Below are 25180 nucleotides of genomic sequence, written 5' to 3' on the forward strand. Positions count from 1 at the left end.
ACTACTTCGGCGCCAACTCACGTAAATGACGAGCGACCGCAATCCACGCACCGATATACCCCAACAATACCGCGCCAAGCAAGAGTGACAAACCATCGGCAACCGGCACGCCGGCCAAGGCAAAATCGCTGCCGTACAAGCCGGCAAGCCCGACTACCGCGTCGTTCAGCCAGTCAAGGCCAAACGCTAGCACGCCCCAGGACAAAATCCCGGCACCAAAGCCATAAAGCGCGCCCATGTACAGAAAAGGACGACGCACATAGCTGTCCGTGCCGCCGACCAGTTTAATCACTTCTATCTCGATGCGACGGTTTTCAATATGAAGACGAATGGTATTACCTATCACCAAAAGTAATGCAGACACCAACAGCACCGTCAAACCGAACACAAAGCGGTCGCCCAGCTTGAGAATCGCGGCAAGACGCTCTACCCAGACTAGATCAAGTTGCGCCTGTTGCACCTTGGGCATCTCTGCGAGTTTTTGTCGCAGGGCCTCAAGCGCCGGCTTGTCGACTTCATTCGGCGTCACCAGCACCACGCCCGGCAGCGGGTTCTGCGGCAGCTCCTTGAGCGCCTCGCCCAGGCCAGACTGCTGCTGAAACTCCTCAAGGGCCTGGTCGCGGCTGATGTATTCGGCGTCCGCCACACCCGGCAGGTTCTTGATGTCGTCGCGCAAGCTTTCGCCATCTTTGGCGCTGGCGTCGAGGTTCAGGTACAGCGAAATCTGCGCCGCACGCTGCCAGGAACCGCCCAGACGCTCGACATTATTAAGCAGCAGCGACAAACCCATCGGCAGGCTCAGCGCCACGGCCATCACCAGGCAGGTGAAAAAGCTGCCAATCGGCTGCTTGGCCAGGCGGCGCAGGCTGTCGAGCAGGCTGGCGCGATGGCTTTCGATCCAGGCGCGCAGCAGCGTGCTGAAATCCGGACCATCGTCTTCATCGCGTTTTTTCTTCTGCGGTTGCGGGTCGGCCGCTTTTGGCGCCACGCGTTCGGAGACTTTAGGGCTGCGTGTTGCACTCATACGCCGGCCTCCCCGTCGCCGATCAGGCGGCCGCGTTGCAGGGTCAGCATGCGATGGCGCATACGCGCGATCAACGCCAGGTCGTGACTGGCGATCAGCACGCTGGTGCCCAGGCGGTTGATGTCTTCGAACACGCCCATGATCTCGGCCGCCAGGCGCGGGTCGAGGTTACCGGTGGGTTCGTCCGCCAGCAGCAAGGCCGGGCGGTGGACGATGGCGCGGGCAATGCCGACGCGTTGTTGCTGGCCGGTGGACAGGTCGCCTGGGTACAGATCGGTTTTATCCGACAGCGCCACGCGCTCCAGCGCCGAATCCACACGCTTGACGATCTCGGCCTTGGACAGCCCCAGGATCTGCAACGGCAAGGCAATGTTGTTGAACACCGTGCGATCGAACAGCAACTGGTGGTTCTGAAACACCACGCCGATCTGACGGCGCAGGAAAGGAATCTGTGCGTTGCTGATAGTGGCCAGATCCTGGCCCGCCAGCAGCAACTTGCCAGTGGTCGGACGCTCCATGGCCAGCAGCAGGCGCAACAGCGTACTTTTGCCCGCGCCCGAGTGACCGGTCACGAACAAGAATTCGCCGCGACGCACTCGAAAGCTCAGCTCATGCAAGCCCACATGCCCGTTGGCATAGCGTTTACCGACCTGTTCGAATCGAATCATGAACGCTCCCGCTCGGCAAAGAGTGCCTGTACAAAGGGTTCGGCTTCAAAGGTGCGCAGGTCGTCGATACCTTCACCGACGCCGATGTAACGAATCGGCAACCCGAACTGTTTAGCCAGGGCGAAGATCACGCCGCCTTTGGCTGTGCCGTCGAGCTTAGTCAATGCCAGGCCGGTCAGTTGCACCGTCTGGTTGAATTGTTTGGCCTGGCTGATGGCGTTCTGGCCGGTGCCGGCGTCAAGCACCAGCAAGACTTCATGCGGTGCCTCGGCGTCGAGCTTGCTGATCACGCGGCGTACTTTCTTCAACTCTTCCATCAAGTTGTCTTTGGTGTGCAGGCGACCGGCGGTATCGGCGATCAGCACGTCGATGTTGCGCGCCTTGGCGGCTTGCACGGCGTCGAAGATCACCGAGGCAGAGTCGGCGCCGGTGTGCTGGGCGATCACCGGGATCTTGTTGCGCTCACCCCAGACCTGCAGTTGCTCCACGGCAGCGGCGCGGAAGGTGTCGCCGGCGGCGAGCATGACTTTCTTGCCTTCCAACTGCAGCTTTTTGGCCAGCTTGCCGATGGTGGTGGTTTTGCCGGCGCCGTTGACGCCGACCACCAGGATCACAAACGGCTTGTTCGGCGTGATCACCAGCGGGGCTTCTACCGGTTTGAGCATCGCAGCCAGCTCTGCCTGCAGGGATTTGTAGAGCGCGTCGGCGTCGGTCAGTTGCTTGCGTGCGACCTTCTGGGTCAGGCTCTGGATGATCACGGCGGTGGCTTCAACGCCCACGTCGGCCGTCAGCAGGCGGGTTTCAATGTCTTCCAGCAGCTCGTCATCGATGACCTTCTTGCCCAGGAACAGGCTGGCCATGCCTTCGCCAATGCTGGCGCTGGTCTTGCTCAGGCCCTGCTTGAGGCGCGCGAAGAAGCCGGTTTTGCTGGTTTCGACAGCAGCGGTGACCGGCTCTTGTTCGACAGGCGGCTCGATAACGGCAGGCGCGGCCACGACGACAGGCACAGGCGTCGGCTCAACAACGACCGGCGCAGGCACTTCGACTACCGGCAGCGCTTCAACCACCACTTCCACCGGCTCAACCACCGACGGAATCGGCGGCGCCACATGTTCGGCCTGCACATCGTCAACCAGCGCTACGGGCTCTTCGGCCACCGGCAGCTCAAGCCACGGCTTGTGCTCGGGCTCAGGTTCCGGCGCGGCTTCAGCCACCGGCTGCAACACCGGCTCGGCCATCGGCAACACCACCGGTGCCGGGATTTCAGCAACCGGTTCGGCTTCTACTATCGGTTCAGGGATAGGCTCAGGTTGAACCTGCGGCTGTTCGACGACGGTTTCCTGCGGCTTTTTGCGCAGCCATCCGAACAGGCCTTTTTTCTCGCCAGCCGCAGCTGGGCTCTTCTTGTCGTCGTTGGAACCAAACATGGAGGACGGCTATCTCAAAGTAGCGATGCGCCAGGGCGCCTCGGTAAATAAATTCGATGCAGAACAGACTGCTTTAACGCTCGCTTGTTCATGCGCAACATTTTGTAAGGCGTAAATAAAGGCCTCAACAAATCGTTTCAATAAAGGACTGAAGCGATAAAATCGGCGAAAAGTGGAAGATTGTCGGGAAAAAACACCTTTAACCTCCACGTTCCTACGACTGGATCCGGAACAAGATGACCGCCATGGTGGCCGTGTCCAAATCGGATCAGTATCCTAGGGCGTGTCATTCCTCATTACCAGTACCGCGTTGCCGCCTAAAAGCAAGCCAGGCAAGGCGCAGGCCGCCGGGAATGTGCTTCCCTTGCCCAGGCCTGCAAACGCAGCCTGGCTTGCTTTTAGGCACAACCCGAAGGGCCGGGCCTGTTAGTGTGCTGGGCTGCGTTACTCGGAGCTTATTTGGAAAAACCAAATCGCGCTCCTCGCGCCTTGCCCTGCACACTAGCAGGCTGCGGCGCGGTACTGGTAATGAGGAATGACACGCCCTAACCTCCTCGCCCGCCGACGCTAAGACCAAGCGGGCAGCCCAACAGGTTTAAAAACGAATGAATGCTCTAGCCCGCCGCGCTGCAGGCCTGCTGTTCAGCACAGTTTGTCTGCCCCTTTCAGCTTTGGCTGCCGACCCACAACCCACCCATGAATTCACCCTGGATAACGGCCTTAAAGTGGTCGTGCGCGAAGATCATCGCGCGCCGGTGGTGGTTTCCCAGGTCTGGTACAAGGTTGGTTCGAGCTACGAAACCCCGGGCCAGACCGGTTTGTCCCACGCCCTGGAACACATGATGTTCAAGGGCAGCGCGAAAGTCGGCCCCGGCGAAGCCTCACTGATCCTGCGCGACCTAGGCGCCGAAGAAAACGCCTTCACCAGCGATGACTACACCGCCTACTACCAAGTACTGGCCCGTGATCGCCTGGGCGTCGCTTTCGAGCTGGAAGCCGACCGCATGGCCAGCCTGCGCCTGCCGGCGGATGAGTTCAGCCGCGAGATCGAGGTCATCAAGGAAGAGCGCCGCCTGCGCACCGACGATAACCCGATGTCCAAGGCCTACGAGCGCTTCAAGGCCATGGCCTACCCGGCCAGCGGTTACCACACGCCGACCATCGGCTGGATGGCTGACCTGGAGCGCATGAAAGTCGAAGAGCTGCGCCACTGGTATCAATCCTGGTATGTACCGAACAACGCCACGCTGGTGGTAGTCGGTGACGTGACCCCGGATGAGGTCAAGAACCTGGCTCAGCGTTATTTCGGCCCAATCCCCAAGCGTGATGTGCCGCCCGCGAAAATCCCACTGGAGCTCGCCGAGCCTGGCGAACGCCTGCTGACCCTGCACGTGCAGACCCAACTGCCGAGCGTGATCCTGGGCTTCAACGTGCCAGGCCTGGCCACCGCCGAAGACAAACGCTCGGTTCAGGCCCTGCGCCTGCTCTCGGCCCTGCTCGATGGCGGCTACAGTGCGCGTATTTCCGAGCAACTGGAACGCGGTGAAGAGCTGGTATCCGCCGCCTCCACCAGCTACGACGCCTACACCCGGGGTGACAGCCTGTTCACCCTGACGGCCACGCCGAACCAGCAGAAGAAAAAGACCATTGCCCAAGCCGAAGCCGGCCTGTGGCACCTGCTGGACGAATTGAAAGCCAAACCGCCGACCACCGAAGAACTGGAGCGTATCCGCGCCCAGGTCATCGCCGGCGTGGTCTACCAGCGCGATTCCATCACCAGCCAGGCCACGGCCATTGGCTCCCTGGAAACTGTCGGGCTGTCCTGGAAACTGATGGACACCGAGTTGGCCGACCTGCAAAGCGTGACCCCGGAAGATATCCAGAAGGCCGCACGTACTTATTTCACCCGCGAGCGTTTGAGCGTCGCCCATGTTTTGCCTGAGGAGACCGCTCATGAGTGATCGCAAAAGCAGCCGCCTGATCCTGCCAGCCCTGATCGCCGTCACCGCGATCGCCGCCAGCGCCGTGTATTTCCTGCGCCCGAGCGAATCCGTGGCCAGCCAGGCGCTGGACAAGGCCCAATCGGCCAGCAAACTGCAATCTTTGGCGGAGCTGGACGGCAAGGCGCCGACCAACCGCAAGCTCGACGTGCAAACCTGGACCACCGCCGAAGGCGCCAAGGTGCTGTTCGTCGAAGCCCACGAATTGCCGATGTTCGACGTGCGCATCCTGTTCGCCGCCGGCAGCAGCCAGGACGGCAACACGCCCGGTGTGGCCCTGCTGACCAACGCCATGCTCAATGAAGGTGTGCCGGGCAAGGGCGTCAGCCAGATCGCCAGTGGCTTTGAAAGCCTGGGCGCCGACTTTGGCAATGGCGCCTACCGCGACATGGCGCTGGTGTCCCTGCGCAGCCTGAGTGACAGCGACAAGCGCGACGCAGCCCTGACGCTGTTCGACGACGTGATCGGCAAGCCGACCTTCCCGGCAGACTCCCTGGCGCGGATCAAGAACCAGATCCTTGCCGGTTTTGAATACCAGAAACAGAACCCGGCTAAACTGGCCAGCCTTGAGCTGTTCAAGCGCCTGTACGGCGACCACCCTTACGCTCACCCGAGCGAAGGCACGCCTGAAAGCATTCCGAAGATTACCCTCGCGCAGCTGCAGGCCTTCCACGCCAAGGCTTACGCCGCCGGTAACGCGGTGATTGCCGTTGTAGGCGACCTGACCCGCGCCGAGGCCGAAGCCATGACCGCCAAGGTCTCCGCATCGCTGCCTAAAGGCCCGGCCCTGGCGAAGATCGCCCAACCGACCGAACCCAAAGCCGGCCTGAGCCATATTGAGTTCCCATCCAAGCAGACGCACCTGCTGTTCGCGCAACTGGGCATCGACCGCGCCGACCCGGACTACGCAGCCTTGTCCCTGGGCAACCAGATCCTCGGCGGCGGTGGTTTCGGCACCCGCTTGATGAGCGAAGTGCGCGAGAAACGCGGCCTGACCTATGGCGTGTACTCCGGTTTCTCGCCGATGCAAGTACGCGGCCCGTTCATGATCAACCTGCAGACCCGCGCCGAAATGAGCGGCGGCACCCTGCGCCTGGTTGAGGACGTACTGGCCGACTACCTCAAGACCGGCCCGACGCAAAAGGAACTGGATGACGCCAAGCGTGAGCTGGCCGGCAGCTTCCCGCTGTCCACCGCCAGCAACGCCGATATTGCCGGGCAACTGGGCGCGATGGGTTTCTACAACCTGCCGCTGAGCTATCTGGAAGATTTCATGAAACAATCCCAGGCCCTTACCGTAGAGCAGGTCAAGGCTGCATTGAACAAACACTTGAGCGCCGACAAGATGGTCATCGTGACCGCCGGCCCGACGATTGCGCAAAAGCCACTACCGCCCCCCACTGATAAACCTGCCGAGCAGCCGCTCGGGGTTCCGGAGCATTAATGGCCAGTTCATCTCGCCCAAAAAAACCTGTCCACAACGTGCATAACGGTGTGGGCCAACTGCGCATCATTGGCGGTGAATGGGGCAGTCGCAAGCTGAGCTTCCCCGACGTCGTAGGCCTGCGCCCGACGCCGGATCGCGTGCGTGAAACCCTGTTCAACTGGCTCGCGCCGTACATCGGCGGGGCCAAAGTGCTGGACCCGTTCGCCGGCAGCGGCGCGCTGTTCCTGGAGGCGCTGTCCCGTGGCGCGGCCCAGGGCCAGGCGCTGGATGCCAGCAATGTGGCGGTGTCCAGCCTCAAGGAACACCTGGGCACACTGCGTTGCACCACCGGCCAGGTTCAGACCGCCGACGCGCTGCGCTACCTGGAAACCCAGGCGGCGACTGAGTACGACGTGGTGTTCCTCGACCCGCCGTTCAATCAAAACCTGTTGCCGACGGTGTGTGCGTTGCTGGAAGAGCGACAGTGGCTGGCTGCGGATGCGTGGATCTACACTGAGAGTGAGACCGCCCCGTCTACCCTCGGCCTGCCGGGCAGCTGGCGCCTGCACCGGGAGCAGAAGTCCGGGCGGGTGTATTACGCGTTGTGGCATCGGTTGGTCGAAATCGCTGCCTAGTCTTTCAGCCTGGCTTCAATTGTGGCGAGGGCGCTTGCTCCCGCTGGGCTGCAAAGCAGCCCCAAAACCTGCAATAGTGTTCTGGCTGAATAAGTGCGGTGTTCTTGATAGGGCTGCTCCGCAGCCCAGCGTGAGCAAGCTCGCTCGCCACAGTGAGTTCACTTGCTACCGAGAGTTACATGACCCCTTCTTCCGACCTGTTCAAACCCGCCTTCGGCCTCGGCAACCCCCATCTGCAAACGCTGTGGGGGCCGCTGTGGCGCACCACCACCCATATCGAACGCCAACGCGAACGCTTGTGGCTGGACGACGGCGACTTCCTCGACCTCGACTGGCACGGCCCCCACGACGCACAAGCGCCATTAGTGCTGGTACTGCATGGGCTGACGGGTTCATCCAACTCGCCCTACGTGGCCGGCCTGCAAAAAACCCTCGCGGCTCAAGGCTGGGCCAGCGCAGCGTTGAACTGGCGCGGGTGCTCGGGCGAGCCGAACCTGCTAGCGCGCAGTTACCACTCGGGCGCCAGCGAAGACCTGGCGGCAGCGATTGCCCATCTGCGGGCCAAGCGGCCGTTGGCGCCGCTGTACGCAGTGGGTTATTCCCTGGGCGGCAATGTGCTGCTCAAGCATTTGGGGGAAACCGGCGAGGCCTCGGGGTTGCACGGCGCCGCGGCGGTGTCGGTGCCGTTTCGGCTGGATCAATGCGCCGATCGCATCGGGCTGGGCTTTTCGCGGGTTTATCAGAAGCACTTTATGCGCGAGATGCTGGCGTATATCCGCGCCAAGCAGCGGCGCTTTTTACAGGATGGCCAGGCTGACGGGCTGAAAACCCTGGAGGCACTGGGCTCGCTGGAGAAGATGCGCACGTTCTGGGACTTCGATGGGAGGGTGACCGCGCCGCTGCACGGCTTCCTCAGCGCCGAGGACTATTACCGCCGCGCATCCAGTCGGTATTACCTGGGTGCTATCCGCACCCCCACCCTGATTATCCAGGCCGCCGATGACCCGTTCGTGTTCGCCCACAGCTTGCCCGAGGCCAGTGAATTGTCGGAATGCACCGAGTTCGAGTTATTGACCAAGGGTGGGCATGTGGGGTTTGTCGATGGTTCGCTCAAGCGCCCCAGCTACTACCTGGAGCGCCGAATCCCCCAGTGGCTACTGGAGAAACACGATAAATAATGTGGGAGCGGGCTTGCCTGCAATGCGCATAGGTATCTACACAACTTTCGGTGAGCGCAAAATCTGTAGCAGATGGGCTTTCGTGGCGAGCGGGCTTTTCAGTTAGCCGATTTTTAGCTGACACACCGGCATCGCAGGCTAGCCAGCTCCCACATTTTGATTGGGTTTACAGACCTGACAGCTCAGTCGCCGGTCGCAATTTCCCGCGCCGGATCAGTAATCCACTCGCTCCACGACCCCGCATACAGCTTGCCCAACGGATAACCCGCCAAGCTCAACGCAAACAGGTTATGACACGCCGTCACGCCCGAACCGCAATACGCCACCAGCGCATCCGGCGAACGGCCCTGCAACTGCGCGGCGAAGCGCTGCTTGAGCTGCTCAGCCGGAAGAAAGCGGCCATCACTGCCCAGGTTTTCATTGAACGCCGCACATTGCGCACCGGGAATGTGCCCGGCGATGGGGTCGATAGGTTCCACGTCGCCACGAAAGCGCGCTTGAGCCCGAGCATCAATCAAGGTCATGCCCGGTTCGCCCAGGCGTTTTTGCAGGTGTTCGGCGTCCAGCACCAAGTGATTGTCCGGCGTACCGGCAAACGTCCCCGGCTCAACCACCGGCGCGTCCAGGCTCAGCGGGAAACCGGCGGCGTGCCAGGCCTTGAGGCCACCGTCCAGGATAAACACAGCATCACGCTTGCCCAGCCAGGCCAGCAGCCACCAGGCGCGGGCGGCATAGGCACCGGGGCCGTCGTCATACAGCACGATGTCGGTGTCGGCGTTGATACCCCAAGCCCGCAGTTGCTCGGTGAACGTGTCCGCGGCTGGCAATGGGTGTCGGCCGGTCACGCCTTTGGTCACCGGACCGCTGAGGTGGCGCTCCAGATCAGCGTATTGCGCCCCTTCGATATGCCCTTCGGCATAGCTGCAAAGCCCGTAGTCCGGGTCTTCCAAGGCAAAGCGGCAATCCAGGATCACCAGCCCGGCAGCCTGCTGGCGCTCGGCTAATTGCTGGGGGCTGATCAGTTGGGCAAGCGGCATGACGGACTCCTGTGAACACATTCGGGAAAGGTCCTACTTCACTTCTTCCAGTGCCTGGTTCAACGGCACGTAAAACTCTTTGAACAAGGCGTCCACCGCCTCTTTCGCCTGGGGCGTGACAAACCCTGCTTCCAGCACCAGCACCTGATACACCCCGCGCTTGATCGCCTCGGCGCTCAAATGGGTGGAGTTTTCATTGGTGGTGCACAGGAAACGCACCCAGGAAGTGAGGATGATCCAGGCATTGAGGGTCAGGGCCTCGGTTTGTATCGGGTCCATATTGAGGATGCCGGCATCCACGAACCCCTGATAGATAGCGCCGCCCTGGATCAGGCAACGCTGAGAGAAACGCCGGTAGCCGGTGGCCAGTTCCGGGTCGCTTTCCAGCAGGTGCTCGAGGTCACGGTGCAGGAAACGGTAGCGCCACATGCCGGCCAGCACGGCCTGCAGGTAGAAGCGTTTGTCTTCAACGGTTACCGCACGGCCTTGAGGCGGGCGCAGGAAACTGTCCACCAACACTTCGTATTCGCGAAACAGCACGGCGATGATCGCCTGCTTGTTGGGGAAGTGGTAGTACAGGTTGCCCGGGGAAATCTCCATGTGGGCGGCAATGTGGTTGGTGCTGATGCTGCGCTCGCCCTGCTGGTTAAAAAGCTCCAGGCTGGTTTGCACAATGCGCTCGCTGGTCTTTACTCGTGGTGCCATAGGGGATCAGCTTCTAAACACGTGATGGGGCATCTTACGGCCTATCCTTGTCTGGATAAATCCGCTTGTTGCTGCAATGACATTTGACAATTTAGAGCAATGACTCTAAAAATCCAGGCAGACCTATAACAATTGGGAACTGCACCATGTCTGCCACCGTTGCCTACCTGCAAGATTCCCAGGCGCTGGATCAACTCCAGGACCTGTTCGACGCCCAACGCCGCGCCTATGCCGCCAACCCGATGCCGCCGGCGGCGCAGCGTCAGCAATGGCTCAAAGCCTTGCGCGACTTGCTCAGCGACGAACGCCAAGCCCTGATCAACGCGATCAGCCAGGACTTCAGCCATCGCAGCGCAGACGAAACCCTGTTCGCCGAACTGATGCCGAGCTTGCATGGCATTCACTACGCCAGTAAACACCTAAAGGGCTGGATGAAACCTTCCCGCCGCGCCGTAGGCATTGCCTTCCAACCCGCGTCGGCCAAAGTCATCTACCAACCGCTGGGCGTGGTTGGGGTGATCGTGCCGTGGAACTACCCACTGTATTTGGCCATTGGCCCGTTGGTCGGCGCTCTGGCGGCCGGTAACCGGGTGATGCTCAAGCTCAGCGAATCCACGCCCGCCACGGGTGAACTGCTCAAGGCGTTGTTGGCGAAAATCTTCCCCGAAGACTTGGTATGCGTGGTGCTGGGCGAAGCCGAAGTGGGCATGGCGTTCTCCAAATTGCGCTTCGATCACCTGCTGTTTACCGGCGCCACCAGCATCGGCAAGCACGTGATGCGCGCCGCTGCCGAGCATCTCACGCCGGTTACGCTGGAGCTGGGCGGCAAGTCGCCGGCGATTGTCTCCGCCGACGTACCGCTCAAGGACGCCGCCGAGCGCATCGCCTTCGGCAAATGCCTGAATGCCGGGCAAACCTGTGTAGCGCCGGACTACGTGCTGGTGCCGGAAGATCGCGTCGAAGGGTTCGTCGAGGCCTACAGCAAAGCCGTTCGCGGGTTTTATCCGACCCTGGCCGACAACCCGGACTACACCGCCATCATCAACGAAAGGCAGCAGGCACGGCTGAATGCCTACGTCAAAGACGCCACCGACAAAGGCGCCACCCTGATTCCGCTGTACGACCAAGGCCAGGCACGGCGTATGGCCCACAGCCTGCTGCTAAATGTCAGCGATGAAATGACCGTGATGCAGGACGAAATCTTCGGCCCGGTGCTGCCGATCGTGCCGTATCGCGGCATTGACCAGGCGTTTGCCTACATCAACCAGCGCCCTCGCCCATTGGCCCTGTACTACTTCGGCTACAACAAGGGCGAGCAGAACCGCGTACTCCATGAAACCCACTCCGGTGGCGTGTGCCTGAACGACACCCTGCTGCATGTGGCCCAGGACGACATGCCCTTTGGCGGCATCGGCCCCTCGGGCATGGGCCACTACCACGGCCATGAAGGCTTCCTCACGTTCAGCAAAGCCAAGGGCGTACTGGTGAAACAGCGCCTGAACGCGGCAAAGCTGATCTACCCGCCTTACGGCAAGTCGATCCAGACGTTGATTCAAAAACTGTTTATTCGCTGATTCCGCCAACCTCGGGGTAACAATAACAATGAACCCTAGCCTGACTGATTCACCTGCGCTGTCGCGGCGCGGCGTCCTGAAAATCGGCCTGTGCGCCAGCGCATTCCTGGCCACCGCCGGGCTAGGCGCCAGCCTCAGCGGCTGCTCCAGCAGCACCCCGGCCAGCGGCTTTGCCCTGTTGCGCAGCAGTGACTTACCGTTCTTGCGCGCGGTAATCCCCGTGCTGCTCGAAGGCGCGGCCAGCGCCCAGGACGTGGTCGCCGGGATCGAAGACACCCTGAAAAAGCTCGACTACAGCCTCCAGCACCTGTCGCCGGAAATGTTCAAGCTCACCCAGCAACTGTTCGACGTATTGAGCATGGGCATCACCCGCGGCCCACTGACCGGTATCTGGGGCAGTTGGGAAAACGCCAGTAGCGAGCAGATCCGCAACTTCCTGCACCGCTGGGAAAACAGCTACCTGAACCTGCTGCGCATGGGCCAGGGCTCGCTGCTCAAGCTGGTGATCATGGCTTGGTACTTCCGCCCGCAGTCCTGGGCGCATTGCGGCTACCCCGGGCCACCCAAAATTTGACGTTGATAACCCATTCAGACAGGTGGGAGCTGGCTTGCCTGCGATAGCGGTGGGCCAGCGATGAATTGATCGGCAGGCAGACCGCTATCGCAGGTAAGCCAGCTCCCACATTGGTTGCCACTTCGTACAAAAAAATAAGAGTGCACACCTATGCCCGTACCCGATCTGTTCCGCGACGGCCTGGCCCGCGGCTGGAAAACCCACAATGGCGCTGCCCTTGACGGCGATCTGACCCTGGAAGCCGATGTGGCAATTATCGGCAGCGGCGCCGGTGGCGGCACCACCGCCGAGGTCCTCAGCGCCGCCGGCTACAAGGTGCTGCTGATCGAAGAAGGCCCGCTCAAGACCAGCAGCGACTTCAAGCTGCTCGAAGACGAGGCCTACGCCAGCCTCTATCAGGAAGGCATCGGCCGCATGAGTAAGGACGGCGCGATCACCATCCTGCAGGGCCGGGCCGTAGGCGGCACCACCTTGATCAACTGGACGTCGAGCTTTCGTACACCCGACGCCACTCTTTCCCACTGGGCCAGTGAATACGCAGTAAAAGGCCACAGCAGCGCCGACATGGCACCGTGGTTCGAGAAGATGGAACAGCGCCTGGGCATCGCCCCGTGGGCCATTCCACCGAATGCCAACAATGATGTGATCCGCAAAGGCTGCGAAAAACTCGGTTACAGCTGGCACGTGATCCCACGCAACGTGCGTGGCTGCTTCAACCTGGGCTACTGCGGCATGGGCTGCCCGGTCAACGCCAAGCAATCAATGCTGGTAACTACCATCCCGTCCACCCTGGAAAAGGGCGGCGAGCTGCTGTACCTGGCCCGCGCCGAGCGCCTCAAATTCAGCGGCGACACCATCAGCAGCCTGGAATGCGTGGCGATGGACGAACGCTGCGTGGCACCCACCGGGCGCAAGATTACGGTCAAGGCCAAGCATTACGTGCTCGCGGGCGGCGGCATCAACAGCCCGGCGCTGCTGATGCGCTCGGACGCGCCTGACCCGCATTCTCGGCTGGGCAAGCGAACGTTCCTGCACTTGGTGAACTTCTCCGCCGGCTTGTTCGACGATGTGATCAACCCGTTCTACGGCGCGCCGCAGTCGATCTACTCCGACCACTTCCAATGGCAGGACGGTACCACCGGCAAAATGTCCTACAAGCTGGAGGCACCGCCGTTACACCCGGGATTGGCCAGCACCCTGTTCGGCGGCTACGGCACAGGGAACGCGCTCGACATGAGCCAATTGCCCCACACCCACGCCATGCTCGCGCTGCTGCGCGACGGTTTCCACCCCGACAGCCCCGGCGGCACAGTGGAATTACGCGCAGACGGCACGCCGGTGCTCGACTACCAGGTTTCGCCCTACGCGTGGGACGGCCTGCGCCGTGCCTTCCACAGCATGGCCGAGATTCAGTTCGCGGCGGGCGCCAAGTCAGTCAAGCCGCTGCATCACGATGCGCGCTACGTGAACACCCTGGCTGAGGCACGCAACCTGATTGACGGCCTGAGCCTGGAACTGCACCGAACCACGCTGGGCAGTGCCCATGTGATGGGCGGTTGCGCCATGGGTGAAGACCCGAAAACCGCAGTGGCCGACAGCCTCGGTCGCCATCACCAACTGCGCAACCTGTCGATCCACGACGGCTCGTTATTCCCCACCAGCATTGGGGCTAATCCGCAATTGTCGGTGTATGGATTAACCGCGCAACTGGCGACAGCGTTGGCCGAACGTCTGAAAACAGCGTGAAAAAACACGGTATTCGCCATGTCTATACTGCTTTCTTCTGCATAAGTTGACTTGGCCGACCGGGATGGCTGCGATACCATCCGGTTCCCCAACGGACTCCGCCAGGACGACGCGATGAACCGAGTGTTGTACCCAGGAACCTTCGACCCGATTACCAAAGGCCATGGCGATCTGGTCGAACGCGCCTCTCGCCTGTTCGACCATGTGATCATCGCAGTCGCTGCCAGCCCCAAGAAAAACCCGCTGTTTCCCCTGGAACAGCGCGTGGAACTGGCGCGTGAGGTCACCAAGCACCTGCCCAACGTAGAAGTGGTGGGTTTCTCGACCTTGCTCGCGCACTTCGCCAAAGAGCAGAACGCCAATGTATTCCTGCGCGGCCTGCGTGCGGTATCGGACTTCGAATACGAATTCCAGCTGGCCAACATGAACCGCCAACTGGCGCCGGACGTGGAAAGCCTGTTTCTCACGCCGTCGGAGCGTTATTCGTTCATTTCCTCGACGTTGGTGCGTGAAATTGCCGCTTTGGGCGGGGATATCACCAAGTTCGTACACCCGGCTGTCGCGGATGCGCTGACGCTGCGCTTCAGGAAGTAATTTCTGATGAGTGGGCTTGTTGTGGCGAGCGGGCTTGCCCTAATAAGCGCTCGCCACAGGTGAGCGCCCACACAGACATGCCAGTTGACCTCAGGTCATGTGCACTCGCACTGCGGGCGCCAATGCGGCACAATTGCGCGCATTAGTTTTCAGATGCCCTGGCTGACAGCCCTGGCAGGAGTTTCCATGTCCTTGATCATCACCGACGATTGCATCAACTGCGACGTCTGCGAACCCGAGTGCCCGAACGCTGCGATTTCCCAAGGCGAAGAGATCTACGTGATCGACCCCAACCTGTGCACCCAGTGCGTCGGCCACTATGACGAGCCTCAGTGCCAGCAAGTGTGCCCGGTGGATTGCATTCCGCTGGATGAAGCCCATCCGGAAACGGAAGAGCAGTTGATGGAGAAGTACCGGTTGATTACCGGTAAGGCCTGAGACCTTGTGGTGTCTGGCCGGGCCTCATCGCGGGCAAGCCCGCTCCCACACTGAATGGATTCACAAATCTAACTGTGGGAACTGGCTTGCCTGCGATGGCGGCATCAGCCATCACACAGCAATCAGCTCTGACATTTATGGCAAAACACACTCGCCCGCTGCCCCAGCACCACATTGCGCAACTCGGTCCCGCAAACCTTGCACCCCTCGCCGCCCCGGCCGTAGACGAACAGTTCCTGCTGGAAATACCCCGGCTGCCCATCACCCCCGATAAAGTCCCGCAATGTGGTGCCGCCACGTTCAATGGCGGCCGCCAGCACGCGCTTGATTTCGATCGCCAGCTTCAGGTAACGCCCGCGTGAAATACCACCGGCGGCCCGACGCGGGTCAATCCCGGCGGCAAACAACGCTTCCGTCGCATAGATATTGCCCACGCCCACCACCACCGCGTTGTCCATGATGAACGGCTTCACCGCCATCGACTTGCCACGGGACCGCTGGAACAGACGCTCGCCATCAAACAGGTCGGTCAACGGCTCCGGGCCCAGGCGAATCAACAGTTCGTGGTTGTGCGGGTCCTGGCTCCACAGCATCGCGCCGAAGCGCCGTGGGTCGGTGTAACGCAGGGCCATGCCGGATTCCAACTCGATATCCACATGCTCATGCTTGGCCGCCGGCATGCCGACTTCCACCAGACGCAAGTTGCCCGACATGCCCAAGTGGCTGATCAGGGTGCCCACTTCGGCATTGATCAACAGGTACTTGGCCCGCCGTTCCACCAGCACAATGCGCTGCCCCGACAGGCGTACATCGAGGTCTTCCGGGATCGGCCAGCGCAGGCGCCGCTCACGTACCACCACGCGGCTGACGCGCTGGCCCTCCAGGTGCGGCGCAATACCGCGCCGGGTGGTTTCGACTTCTGGTAACTCGGGCATGTGTACCTCGTGAAGAAAGGGTCAGTGCGCGCCCAGTTCGCGAATCGACAACTTCATGCTTTCGAAGTCGTAGTCCGACAGGCCCAGGTAATCCAGCACCAGATGGCCGATGGCATTCCACTCATGGTCCACGGTCTGGTTACCCAGCACGCGATAGGACGAGCAGATGTGCTCAGCCATTTTGAGGATCGCCAGCAGGTTTTTCAGTTGCGGGTTGCGCGTCGACTCATCGCTGAAAATCGCCAGGGCGTTGTGGTGGTTGGCGATGGCGTCGGTCACATGCTCCGGCAGGCGCCAGGATTTGGCCGTGTAATAGCCCACCACGGCATGGTTGGTGTTGAAGGCGTTGTTTTCGGTATCGACCACGCGGCAGTCGGGGCCGGCATTGGCGTAGGCCTGTTCCAGCACCGTCATGTAATTGGGGAAGCGCTTGAGCATCAACGGCACGCCACAATCGTGGAACAAGCCTAAGGCATACGCCTCGTCGACCGCTTGCGAGCCGGTGCGCTTGGCCAGGGTCAGGCAGGTCATGGCCACATCCTGCGCGGTGTCCCAGAAGCGGTTGAGCGTGACGATGGTGTCATCGCTCATCTCGCCCTTGATCGACAAGGCGTTGATCAGGTTGATGATCGAACGGCTGCCCAGCAGGTTCACCGCGCGCTGGATTGAGGCGATCTTGTTGCTCAGCCCGTAATACGACGAGTTGACGATTTTCAGCAAGGCCCCGGACAGGCCTGGGTCCTGGGAGATCAACCGCGCGATCACGTCCAGGTCCGGGTCGGGCATGTACTGCTCCATCTGCAAATCCACCATGATTTGCGGTTGGGGCGGCACGCTGATGCCTTGCAGGGCCTGTTGGATCTGTTCGGCGGAAAGCTCTTGGGACATAAGTACACACTCTGGGCTAGGCGGGGATTCTAACCTCTATGGGAAGCTGACCGACACCTCAAAAAACCGAACTGAAACCAGGTCAAATGTGGGAGCTGGCTTGTCGGGTCGCCGCACCGCTGCGATGGCATCACCACCGTACGTCAGATACATCGAGCCGCCTGCATCGCAGGCAAGCCAGCTCCCACATGAATATCTGCGCAACAGGTATACTCCCGCTCTTTTTTCCGGAGCGACGTCATGTCCCTGCCAAGCCTGCGTCTCAAAGCCAACGCCGATCGTCGTTTGCGCAACGGCCACCTGTGGGTCTACAGCAACGAAATCGACGTGACCGCCACCCCACTTCACGGCTTCCAGGCGGGCGACCAGGCTATCCTGGAAGCGGCCGGCGGCAAGACCCTGGGCATCGTGGCCATGAGCCCGAACAACCTGATCTGCGCGCGCCTGCTGTCGCGCGACATCAAGTTGCCTTTGGACAAGTCGCTGCTGGTGCACCGCATCAACGTCGCCCTGTCCCTGCGTGATCGCCTGTTCGACAAGCCGTTCTACCGCCTGGTCTACGGCGATTCCGACCTGTTGCCGGGCCTGGTAGTCGACCGTTTCGGCGACATCCTGGTGGTCCAGATCGCTTCGGCGACCATGGAAGCGCACAAAGAAGACGTGATCGCCGCCCTGACCCAAGTGCTCAAGCCGAGCGGCATCCTGTTCAAGAACGACTCCGCCGCGCGCGATGCCGAAGGCCTCAACCGCTACGTTGAAACCGTGTTCGGCCTGGTGCCGGAGTGGGTCGCGCTGGAAGAAAACGGCGTGAAATTCGAAGCCCCGGTGATCCAGGGCCAGAAGACTGGCTGGTTCTACGACCACCGCATGAACCGCGCGCGCCTGGCCCCGTATGCCAAAGGCAAACGCGTGCTCGACCTCTACAGCTACATCGGCGGCTGGGGCGTGCAAGCCGCGGCCTTCGGCGCCAGTGAAGTGTTCTGCGTCGACGCCTCCGCCTTCGCCCTCGACGGCGTAGAGCGCAACGCCGCGCTGAACGGCGTTGCCGAGAAAATGACCTGCATCGAAGGCGACGTCTTCGAAGCCTTGAAAGAACTGAAAGCCAGCGAAGAACGCTTCGACGTGATCGTCGCCGACCCACCGGCCTTCATCAAACGCAAAAAAGACATGAAAAACGGCGAAGGCGCCTACCGCCGCCTGAACGAGCAAGCCATGCGCCTGCTCAGCAAGGACGGCATTCTGGTTAGCGCATCGTGCTCGATGCACCTGCCGGAAGACGACCTGCAAAACATCCTGCTGACCAGCGCCCGCCACCTGGACCGCAATATCCAGATGCTCGAACGCGGCGGCCAGGGCCCGGATCACCCGGTGCACCCGGCGATTGCCGAGACGCGTTACATCAAGAGCATTACGTGCCGGTTGCTGCCTAATAGCTAAGCTATAAGCGCAGATCAAACTGTGGGAGCGGGCTTGCCCGCGATAGCGGTGTATCAGGTACAGACTTTTAACCTGTTGCACCGCTATCGCAGGCAAGCCAGATCCCACATTTTTTTGTGCTGTGTCAGAAATATTGCCGCAAGCCATGCAAGTGGAGGCAGCTCTCTCGCCGGTTTTGATTGAATTCCACATTTCGCAGACTAGTATCGGTTTCTGGAATTACTCCGGAAAACAAAAACAATGTCTGAGTCCTACGCCCAGCCCAGTGCCGACGTAAAACGCCAACAGCACTCGCGCTTCATCCTCATCACCTGCATTTCACTGATCAGCTTCTTCCCGATCAATATTCTGCTGCCCTCGTTCCCTGCTCTGGCTGCCCGGTTCGACACGCCCACCGCAGACATCGCGCTCTCGATCAGCTTATTTACGCTGGTGTTTTCTATCTCCCAACTGGTCGCGGGCCCGCTGTCGGATAAATGGGGGCGCAAGGAAGTCCTGCTCAGCTGCATCACGCTGTCGATCCTCGGTGCGATTGGCTGCGCGCTGGCGTCTGACTACCTGACCTTCCTGCTGTTTCGTACGGTGCAGGCCATGGGCTGCGGCTTTTTCGTGTTGGGCCACGCACTGGTGGAAGACCTGTTCGAAGAGCAAGACCGCGCCCGCGTGCGCCTCTACTACATGACCCTGAGTGGCTCGTTTGTCGCACTCTCGCCGTTGATCGGCTCATGGCTGCAAACCACCTTCGACTGGCAGGGCAGCTTCTATGGCTTTGCGCTCATGGCACTGGGCATGTTGATTCATGCGTTCTGCATCCTGCCATCCAAGTCCGCCAGCCCGCACCGCGCGTCGGTGTCGATCATCGGCACGCTCAAAGCCGTCGCCAGCAACCGCGACTTCCTGCGTTACTGGTGGATCGCCGCGCTGGTGTTCGCCTGCTATTTCGCCTTGATCAGCGTAACGCCGCTGATTTTCATGGATGCGTTGAAGCTGTCCGAATACCAATATGCACTGGTGCTGATGGTGTACGGCATTGCCTACCTGCTCGGTGGCGTGGCGGCTTCGTACCTGCAAAAACGCATCTCACTGTCCCGGCAAATCAACATCGGCCTCGGCTTGCTCAGTGTTTCAGGCGTGCTGCTGGCGCTGATCATTCACTACGAGGCCATAACGACCATCACCCTGCTGATTCCCATGCTGATCAGCGCCCTGGCGGTCACGCTGGTAAGGCCTGCCGCCATTTCGGCCGCGATGCTGTTGTTTTCGAGCAGCGCGGGAACCGCGGCATCGGCGGGCAATAGCATCATGTTCCTCACCGCCGCCGTCAGCAGCGCCGCCCTTGCGCAGACTGGCAGCCATTTGCTGATGACCATCGCCCTCAGCTTCATCGGGTTCAGCCTTTGGGGGCTGCTCACTAACCGGCGGATCGGGCGCCGCTAAGGCTCGCGAATCACCGGCGTGAATAGCCTGTCGCTGGACTGCAATTGCATGTAGCGCGGTTGGACCAGCGAGACCTTGCCGTCACGGATATCCTGAACCAGCGCCTCGGTGTCTATATAGCCGTCCTGCTGTTGCGTCCAAAACATCGGGCCGCGATCGTTCCATCTGCCCATATCATCCTGCACAAAAATGCGCGGCGGCTTGGAGTTGTGACCCGGATCGGTCCGGGACACCACCAGCACCTCATCACGCCCATCCTGGTCGAGGTCGACCGCCCATAACACACAGCCGTTTCTGCACGGCGAGTCAGCGAACCCGCTGGCTACAGCAAAATACGCGCTTTCTGTGGGTTGAGGACCGATCCACTCCAGCTCTGGTTTGAGTCGTTGGGCCTCTGCCTTGGCATACCGCTCACTGTAACTCAACGCCGTACGCTCCATTCGCTCACGCAATAAGCGACGCGCTTCCGGGTCCAGGATACGCTCCTGATCCAAGTCAATTCGCAGCTTGGCATAAGCTTCCTCACCGGCCTTTTCCAGATTAAAGCGCAGGTAGTGCGCATCAAACGCCTCAGGCTTGGTTCGCCCGTCGAGCAAGCGACGGACCTGATCGTCGACACTGAGCCGCACCGGGTCGAGCAACGGCGTATGGATCAACACCAGCAGCCCACAAAAAAGCAGCGCCAATGGCGGGTTCGTCAGGCGCAAGTTGTTTAGCCAGACCGGCGAACGCAGCGCCACCGCCCACACCGCGGCCAAACCATACACACCACACAGCAAGGCCAGCACCAGGGCGATAAAGCGTTGCGGCGACAACGCGTATTGCTCTACACGCAGCCAGCTTGAGTAAAACGCCAGCCCGGCGAGAATCGGCAGGCACAGCAGGCTCAACTCGATAAAGTGCGTCAGCCATTTCGGATAGGGCCGAGGCTGGTCGCCCGCTTGGAACACGCCGTTGAGCAAGAATAATTGAGCTCCGGCCAGCACCAGCAGAATCGGCGTGGAGTAGCCAGTTGCCCAGATCTGCCCGAGCCCGGTGAACGGCAAGGTCAGCGTAAACAGCAGGCTGATCAGTGCAATCATCGGCAATAACAATCTACAGACGCCAAAGAACATGCTGCGCATCTGGCCGATAACTTTCTCGTTGCGCATGCCCATGTGCATGCCCAGCGCGAACACCAGCGGCAGGCTGATGGACATGAACCCATTGCTCCAGAAGTGGTGCTTGAAGAATTCGATGCCCAGCATCAGGAACAGTTGGCTCCATAACGTGACCAACAACACGTACAAACCCACCAGGATCAGTGCGCCCAGCACAATGAACACGCTGTTCCAGGCGTGATGAAACAAGTCTTCATACCGCCAGCGTTGCCCCTTGGTGACAGGCCATGCAGACAAAAAGCTGGCGCCGATGTAACTGAGCGGCAGCAGACTGAACAGCCACACAAAAACATTCACACCGCCGGCTCCTGCAGACTCGCGGTAACTGATCCACAGTGTTATTGCGCCCATCAACAGGGTGAACACCAGCGCAGGCAGCATAGAGCGCCAATGCCGAGCCTTTTCTCCGAGCAATTGCAGGGTCGTACCCCCTACCAAGGCCAGGGTAAGGAAGACAAACAATAGCGGCACACCAAGCGTATGAAGCTTGTCGAAGAGATAGAACACGATCCCCTGGAGCAAGCCGATCAGCAGGTAAAATCCTAAAAAACGATGGGGACCGGGCATTCCTATTCCTTGAGGGCGATGTGTAGGCCGAAGCGGGCGAGTCTAAACAAGCTACATTGCGCTAGATATCGCCCCTTGTAGGCCCTGACTTATCAGCGAGAGAGATTTGTCCGGCGTCGACAGACGGTCTAAAACCGCGATCCCACGCATCCGACGCTAGCACCTGCCCATTCCCTCCCGCCGCCAGCGGTGTAGAATCGACCCTATTCATCGCCAGTCATCCCCCGGCGGGTTTATGAGCTCGAGGCCCAAGCACGCGGCGATCCCGCGACGCGAGTGGCAACGTTTGGACACACGGCCATTTTCTGAGTGTTCCAGACGTCAATAGAAGCTCACTTCCCCTTTAGCACCTGATTAGTACCTGATTAGCCGCCCGGAGAGCTCCAATGCCCGATTACCGCTCGAAAACATCCACCCACGGCCGCAACATGGCCGGCGCGCGCGCACTGTGGCGTGCCACGGGGATGAAAGATGACGACTTCAAAAAGCCGATCATCGCGATTGCCAACTCGTTCACCCAATTCGTACCGGGCCACGTCCACCTCAAGGACCTGGGCCAACTGGTCGCCCGCGAGATCGAACGCGCCGGCGGTGTAGCGAAAGAATTCAACACCATCGCCGTGGATGACGGCATTGCCATGGGCCATGACGGCATGCTGTATTCGCTGCCGAGCCGCGAGATCATCGCCGACTCCGTGGAATACATGGTCAACGCCCACTGCGCCGACGCCATCGTGTGCATCTCCAACTGCGACAAGATCACCCCTGGCATGCTGATGGCCGCCCTGCGCCTGAACATCCCGGTGATCTTCGTCTCCGGCGGCCCGATGGAAGCCGGCAAGACCAAGCTCGCCTCCCACGGCCTCGACCTGGTTGACGCCATGGTCATCGCCGCCGATTCCAGCGCGTCCGACGAGAAGGTCGCGGAATACGAGCGCAGCGCCTGCCCGACCTGCGGTTCGTGCTCCGGCATGTTCACCGCCAACTCGATGAACTGCCTGGTGGAAGCCTTAGGTCTGGCGTTGCCGGGCAACGGTTCCACGTTGGCCACCCACAGCGACCGCGAGCAGTTGTTCCTGCAGGCCGGCCGCACCATCGTCGAGCTGTGCAAGCGCTACTACACCGAGAACGATGAGTCGGTGTTGCCGCGCAACATCGCTAACTTCAAGGCGTTCGAAAACGCCATGACCCTGGACATCGCCATGGGCGGTTCCACCAATACCATCCTGCACTTGCTGGCCGCCGCGCAAGAAGCCGAGATCGACTTCGACCTGCGCGACATCGACCGTCTGTCCCGCCACGTGCCGCAGCTGTGCAAGGTCGCGCCGAACATCCAGAAGTACCACATGGAAGACGTGCACCGCGCCGGCGGTATCTTCTCGATCCTGGGTTCCCTGGCCCGTGGCGGCCTGTTGCACACCGACCTGCCGACCGTGCACAGCAAATCCCTGGCCGAAGGCATCGCCAAGTGGGACATCACCCAGACTGACGACGAAGCCGTGCATACCTTCTTCAAGGCAGGCCCGGGGGGCATCCCAACTCAGACGGCGTTCAGCCAGTCGACCCGTTGGGACACCCTCGATGACGACCGTGAAAACGGCTGCATCCGCAGTGTCGAGCATGCCTACTCGCAAGAAGGCGGCCTGGCCGTGCTGTACGGCAACATCGCCCTGGATGGTTGCGTGGTGAAAACCGCCGGTGTGGATGAATCCATCCACGTGTTCGAAGGCCGCGCCAAGATCTACGAAAGCCAGGACAGCTCGGTACGCGGCATCCTCGCTGACGAAGTGAAAGAAGGTGACATCGTCATCATCCGTTACGAAGGCCCGAAAGGCGGCCCGGGCATGCAAGAGATGCTCTACCCGACGTCGTACCTGAAATCCAAAGGCCTGGGCAAAGCCTGCGCCTTGCTGACCGACGGCCGTTTTTCCGGCGGCACTTCGGGCCTGTCCATCGGCCACGCTTCACCGGAAGCCGCTGCCGGCGGCGCGATTGGTCTGGTGCAGGACGGCGACAAAGTGCTGATCGACATTCCGAACCGCTCGATCAACCTGTTGATCAGCGACGAAGAGCTGGCCGCGCGCCGCGTCGAGCAGGACAAGAAAGGCTGGAAGCCGGTGGAAAAACGTCCGCGCAAAGTCACCACCGCGTTGAAGGCTTACGCGTTGCTGGCCACCAGCGCCGACAAGGGTGCCGTGCGTAACAAAGCGATGCTCGACGGCCTGTAAGCCTCGCGCATAAAAATGCCCCGCCAGGTGCGGGGCATTTTTTTGCCTGGCTAACTCGCCAAATCACTGAAGATTACATGTGGAAACTGGCTTTCCTGCGATAGCGGTTAGCCAGTCAACATCTGTACTGCCTGACACACCGCCTTCGCGAGCAAGCCCGCTCCCACACTTGACCGTGTTCCAACATAAGCATGCGGTCGAATGTGGGAGCGGGCTTGCTCGCGAAGCAGGCACCTCGCTCTTACTGAATCTCGTCCGGCTTGACGATCACCCAGTTCTTGTCCGCCGTCACCGGCAACCCTTCCTTGGCCTGTGCGGCCGCATGCTTGGCCATCATGCCGTTGAGCTGGGTCATGTACTTGTCCTTGCGGTTGATCCACAGGTGGATGCCGCCCTTGGCCACGTCCACATCGTGGAACAGCATGTAGCCGTCGCTGGTCGGTGTATCACCGCCGACGATCACCGGTTTTTTCCACTCGTCGATGTAGGTCAGGATCGCCGCGTGCTTGCCGGCCATCCAGGTCGCCGGGGTCCACAGGTACGGGGTCAGCTCCAGGCCGAGGTTGGCTTTTTCGTCATATTTGCCGGCGGCGATCTGTTTGCGCGCGGTGGTGAGCTCGCCGGTCTTGCGGTCTTTGAGCAGGGTACTCACGCCAATAACGTTTTCGGGTTTGACGTTGTAGCCGTACTTCGGATCGGCGGCGACCATGCGCACCAGCTCCTCAGAGGCGGCGGTCATCACATACACCTCAATGCCATTTTCCATCAGCTTGTTGTACAGCTCAGCCTGGCCGGTGAAGACTTTCGGCGGCTGGACCTCGGTTTTTTTCACCACGTCGCCTTCGAAATAGGTGACCGGCACCGGCTTGCCCGACGCCATCAGCTCGTCGACGTAGCCCTTGAGTTCCTTGAGGGTAAACCCGGAAAAAATCTGCGCGACCCACGGGTAGCAGACCATGTCGTCGACTTCACAGAGGCGGTAGTAATAGCTGAACAGGCTTTCTTTGTGCTCGGCGGTGTCTTTGAAGGGCATAAGTTTGAGCGAAGGGTCCATGGTCTCGCGGGTGATCAGGCCCTTGTTCTCAAGGAACGGCAGCAGGGACTCTTCGAGGTCATAGCGGTAACTGGTGTTGTCCATGTCGAACACCGCGAAGTTGCCTTTGTTGGCGTTGGCGGCGATCATCTTGTTCAATTGCTCGGCCGCAGGCGCCGGCCAGTGCTTCAACTCGGTGGCGGCAAATGCCTGGCTGGCGAGGCCGAAGCAGAAGGCAGCGGCAAGTAATGTTGGCGCGAACTTCATAAGCGTTTCTCCCTGAGTGAAAGACATCGACGCTAACAAATTTGTGTGACAGTTATCGCCCGAGCGCGACTGCTTGCGTCGTGATTGCGCCAAGGGCATGTGCCTGAGCGTCAAATGCTTATTCCAAAAACGACAGTCACCATTCCATATCGGTATTAAATCAATATATTTCAAGCTGTTAGGCTTCCCGGTTCGCAATCGC

The 25180-nt window shown here is 60.6% G+C and carries 21 protein-coding genes; 12 read left to right on the forward strand and 9 right to left on the reverse strand.

Annotation, left to right across the window (positions count from 1 at the left end; all coding sequences use genetic code 11):
- Window position 1 precedes the first annotated feature (1 nt).
- The 3 genes from ftsX to ftsY are packed head-to-tail and all read right to left on the reverse strand — an operon-like array spanning window position 2 to window position 3119.
- Complete coding sequence (gene ftsX / locus K0P33_RS30345; protein ID WP_094949170.1) at window positions 2–1024, reverse strand: permease-like cell division protein FtsX; 1023 nt, start codon at window positions 1022–1024, stop codon at window positions 2–4.
- Window positions 1021–1692, reverse strand: coding sequence for a cell division ATP-binding protein FtsE (gene ftsE / locus K0P33_RS30350; RefSeq protein WP_003213784.1), 672 nt, complete (start codon window positions 1690–1692; stop codon window positions 1021–1023). The genes ftsX and ftsE overlap by 4 nt, the downstream gene beginning before the upstream one ends.
- Window positions 1689–3119, reverse strand: coding sequence for a signal recognition particle-docking protein FtsY (gene ftsY, locus K0P33_RS30355; protein WP_242153256.1), 1431 nt, complete (start codon window positions 3117–3119; stop codon window positions 1689–1691). Before ftsY ends, ftsE begins: the two co-directional genes overlap by 4 nt.
- A 605-nt stretch (window positions 3120–3724) precedes the next feature.
- On the opposite strand from ftsY, the gene K0P33_RS30360 reads away from it, so the two are divergent.
- The 4 genes from K0P33_RS30360 to K0P33_RS30375 all read left to right on the forward strand — a co-directional run bounded on the left by K0P33_RS30360 (window position 3725) and on the right by K0P33_RS30375 (window position 8358).
- Complete coding sequence (locus K0P33_RS30360; RefSeq protein WP_242153260.1) at window positions 3725–5080, forward strand: pitrilysin family protein; 1356 nt, start codon at window positions 3725–3727, stop codon at window positions 5078–5080.
- Complete coding sequence (locus tag K0P33_RS30365) at window positions 5073–6563, forward strand: pitrilysin family protein (RefSeq protein ID WP_242153263.1); 1491 nt, start codon at window positions 5073–5075, stop codon at window positions 6561–6563. Before K0P33_RS30360 ends, K0P33_RS30365 begins: the two co-directional genes overlap by 8 nt.
- Window positions 6563–7180, forward strand: coding sequence for a 16S rRNA (guanine(966)-N(2))-methyltransferase RsmD (gene rsmD / locus K0P33_RS30370; RefSeq protein ID WP_094949174.1), 618 nt, complete (start codon window positions 6563–6565; stop codon window positions 7178–7180). The genes K0P33_RS30365 and rsmD overlap by 1 nt, the downstream gene beginning before the upstream one ends.
- Before the next feature lie 179 nt (window positions 7181–7359).
- A complete protein-coding gene (locus K0P33_RS30375; protein ID WP_242153266.1) occupies window positions 7360–8358 on the forward strand; it encodes a hydrolase in 999 nt (332 codons plus the stop codon).
- Between the two features lie 182 nt (window positions 8359–8540).
- Here the strand turns inward: K0P33_RS30375 and K0P33_RS30380 are convergent, their stop codons facing one another.
- Both K0P33_RS30380 and K0P33_RS30385 read right to left on the reverse strand, forming a co-directional pair.
- A complete protein-coding gene (locus tag K0P33_RS30380; protein ID WP_094949176.1) occupies window positions 8541–9395 on the reverse strand; it encodes a sulfurtransferase in 855 nt (284 codons plus the stop codon).
- 33 nt (window positions 9396–9428) lie between these two features.
- Window positions 9429–10100 (reverse strand): TetR/AcrR family transcriptional regulator, encoded by a 672-nt coding sequence (locus K0P33_RS30385; RefSeq protein ID WP_094949177.1) that lies wholly within the window; start codon window positions 10098–10100, stop codon window positions 9429–9431.
- Between the two features lie 146 nt (window positions 10101–10246).
- Between K0P33_RS30385 and K0P33_RS30390 the strand changes: the two genes are divergently transcribed.
- From K0P33_RS30390 to K0P33_RS30410, 5 genes are all read left to right on the forward strand, one after another.
- A complete protein-coding gene (locus tag K0P33_RS30390) occupies window positions 10247–11674 on the forward strand; it encodes a coniferyl aldehyde dehydrogenase (protein ID WP_094949178.1) in 1428 nt (475 codons plus the stop codon).
- A gap of 28 nt (window positions 11675–11702) precedes the next feature.
- Window positions 11703–12248, forward strand: a complete 546-nt coding sequence (locus tag K0P33_RS30395; RefSeq protein WP_094949179.1) for a twin-arginine translocation pathway signal protein — start codon at window positions 11703–11705, stop codon at window positions 12246–12248.
- A 150-nt stretch (window positions 12249–12398) separates the two neighbouring features.
- Window positions 12399–13994 carry a GMC family oxidoreductase gene (locus tag K0P33_RS30400; protein WP_242153269.1) on the forward strand — a complete coding sequence of 532 codons (1596 nt, stop codon included), beginning with the start codon at window positions 12399–12401 and terminating at the stop codon, window positions 13992–13994.
- A 114-nt stretch (window positions 13995–14108) separates the two neighbouring features.
- Window positions 14109–14588 (forward strand): pantetheine-phosphate adenylyltransferase, encoded by a 480-nt coding sequence (gene coaD, locus K0P33_RS30405; protein ID WP_242153273.1) that lies wholly within the window; start codon window positions 14109–14111, stop codon window positions 14586–14588.
- 186 nt (window positions 14589–14774) lie between these two features.
- Complete coding sequence (locus K0P33_RS30410; protein ID WP_003213796.1) at window positions 14775–15026, forward strand: YfhL family 4Fe-4S dicluster ferredoxin; 252 nt, start codon at window positions 14775–14777, stop codon at window positions 15024–15026.
- Between the two features lie 122 nt (window positions 15027–15148).
- Here the strand turns inward: K0P33_RS30410 and mutM are convergent, their stop codons facing one another.
- Window positions 15149–15961, reverse strand: coding sequence for a bifunctional DNA-formamidopyrimidine glycosylase/DNA-(apurinic or apyrimidinic site) lyase (mutM, locus tag K0P33_RS30415; RefSeq protein ID WP_242153279.1), 813 nt, complete (start codon window positions 15959–15961; stop codon window positions 15149–15151).
- A gap of 21 nt (window positions 15962–15982) precedes the next feature.
- Window positions 15983–16795 carry an HDOD domain-containing protein gene (locus K0P33_RS30420; protein WP_176462894.1) on the reverse strand — a complete coding sequence of 271 codons (813 nt, stop codon included), beginning with the start codon at window positions 16793–16795 and terminating at the stop codon, window positions 15983–15985.
- 294 nt (window positions 16796–17089) lie between these two features.
- Here K0P33_RS30420 and K0P33_RS30425 point away from each other — a divergent pair, with 294 nt between their 5' ends.
- Window positions 17090–18286: a class I SAM-dependent rRNA methyltransferase gene (locus tag K0P33_RS30425; RefSeq protein WP_242153282.1), complete on the forward strand. Its 1197-nt coding sequence runs from the start codon at window positions 17090–17092 to the stop codon at window positions 18284–18286.
- A gap of 240 nt (window positions 18287–18526) precedes the next feature.
- Complete coding sequence (locus tag K0P33_RS30430) at window positions 18527–19723, forward strand: MFS transporter (protein ID WP_242153285.1); 1197 nt, start codon at window positions 18527–18529, stop codon at window positions 19721–19723.
- Here K0P33_RS30430 and K0P33_RS30435 read toward each other — a convergent pair.
- Window positions 19720–21450: a DUF4153 domain-containing protein gene (locus K0P33_RS30435; protein WP_242153288.1), complete on the reverse strand. Its 1731-nt coding sequence runs from the start codon at window positions 21448–21450 to the stop codon at window positions 19720–19722. The genes K0P33_RS30430 and K0P33_RS30435 overlap by 4 nt on opposite strands.
- A gap of 386 nt (window positions 21451–21836) precedes the next feature.
- Here K0P33_RS30435 and ilvD point away from each other — a divergent pair, with 386 nt between their 5' ends.
- Window positions 21837–23678 (forward strand): dihydroxy-acid dehydratase, encoded by a 1842-nt coding sequence (gene ilvD, locus K0P33_RS30440; protein ID WP_094949185.1) that lies wholly within the window; start codon window positions 21837–21839, stop codon window positions 23676–23678.
- Between the two features lie 241 nt (window positions 23679–23919).
- Here the strand turns inward: ilvD and K0P33_RS30445 are convergent, their stop codons facing one another.
- Window positions 23920–24978, reverse strand: coding sequence for a haloacid dehalogenase-like hydrolase (locus K0P33_RS30445; protein ID WP_242153291.1), 1059 nt, complete (start codon window positions 24976–24978; stop codon window positions 23920–23922).
- Window positions 24979–25180: the final 202 nt, after the last annotated feature.

The organism is Pseudomonas sp. ArH3a, from assembly GCF_022648765.1.
In the GTDB taxonomy this organism is placed as follows: Bacteria; Pseudomonadota; Gammaproteobacteria; order Pseudomonadales; family Pseudomonadaceae; genus Aquipseudomonas.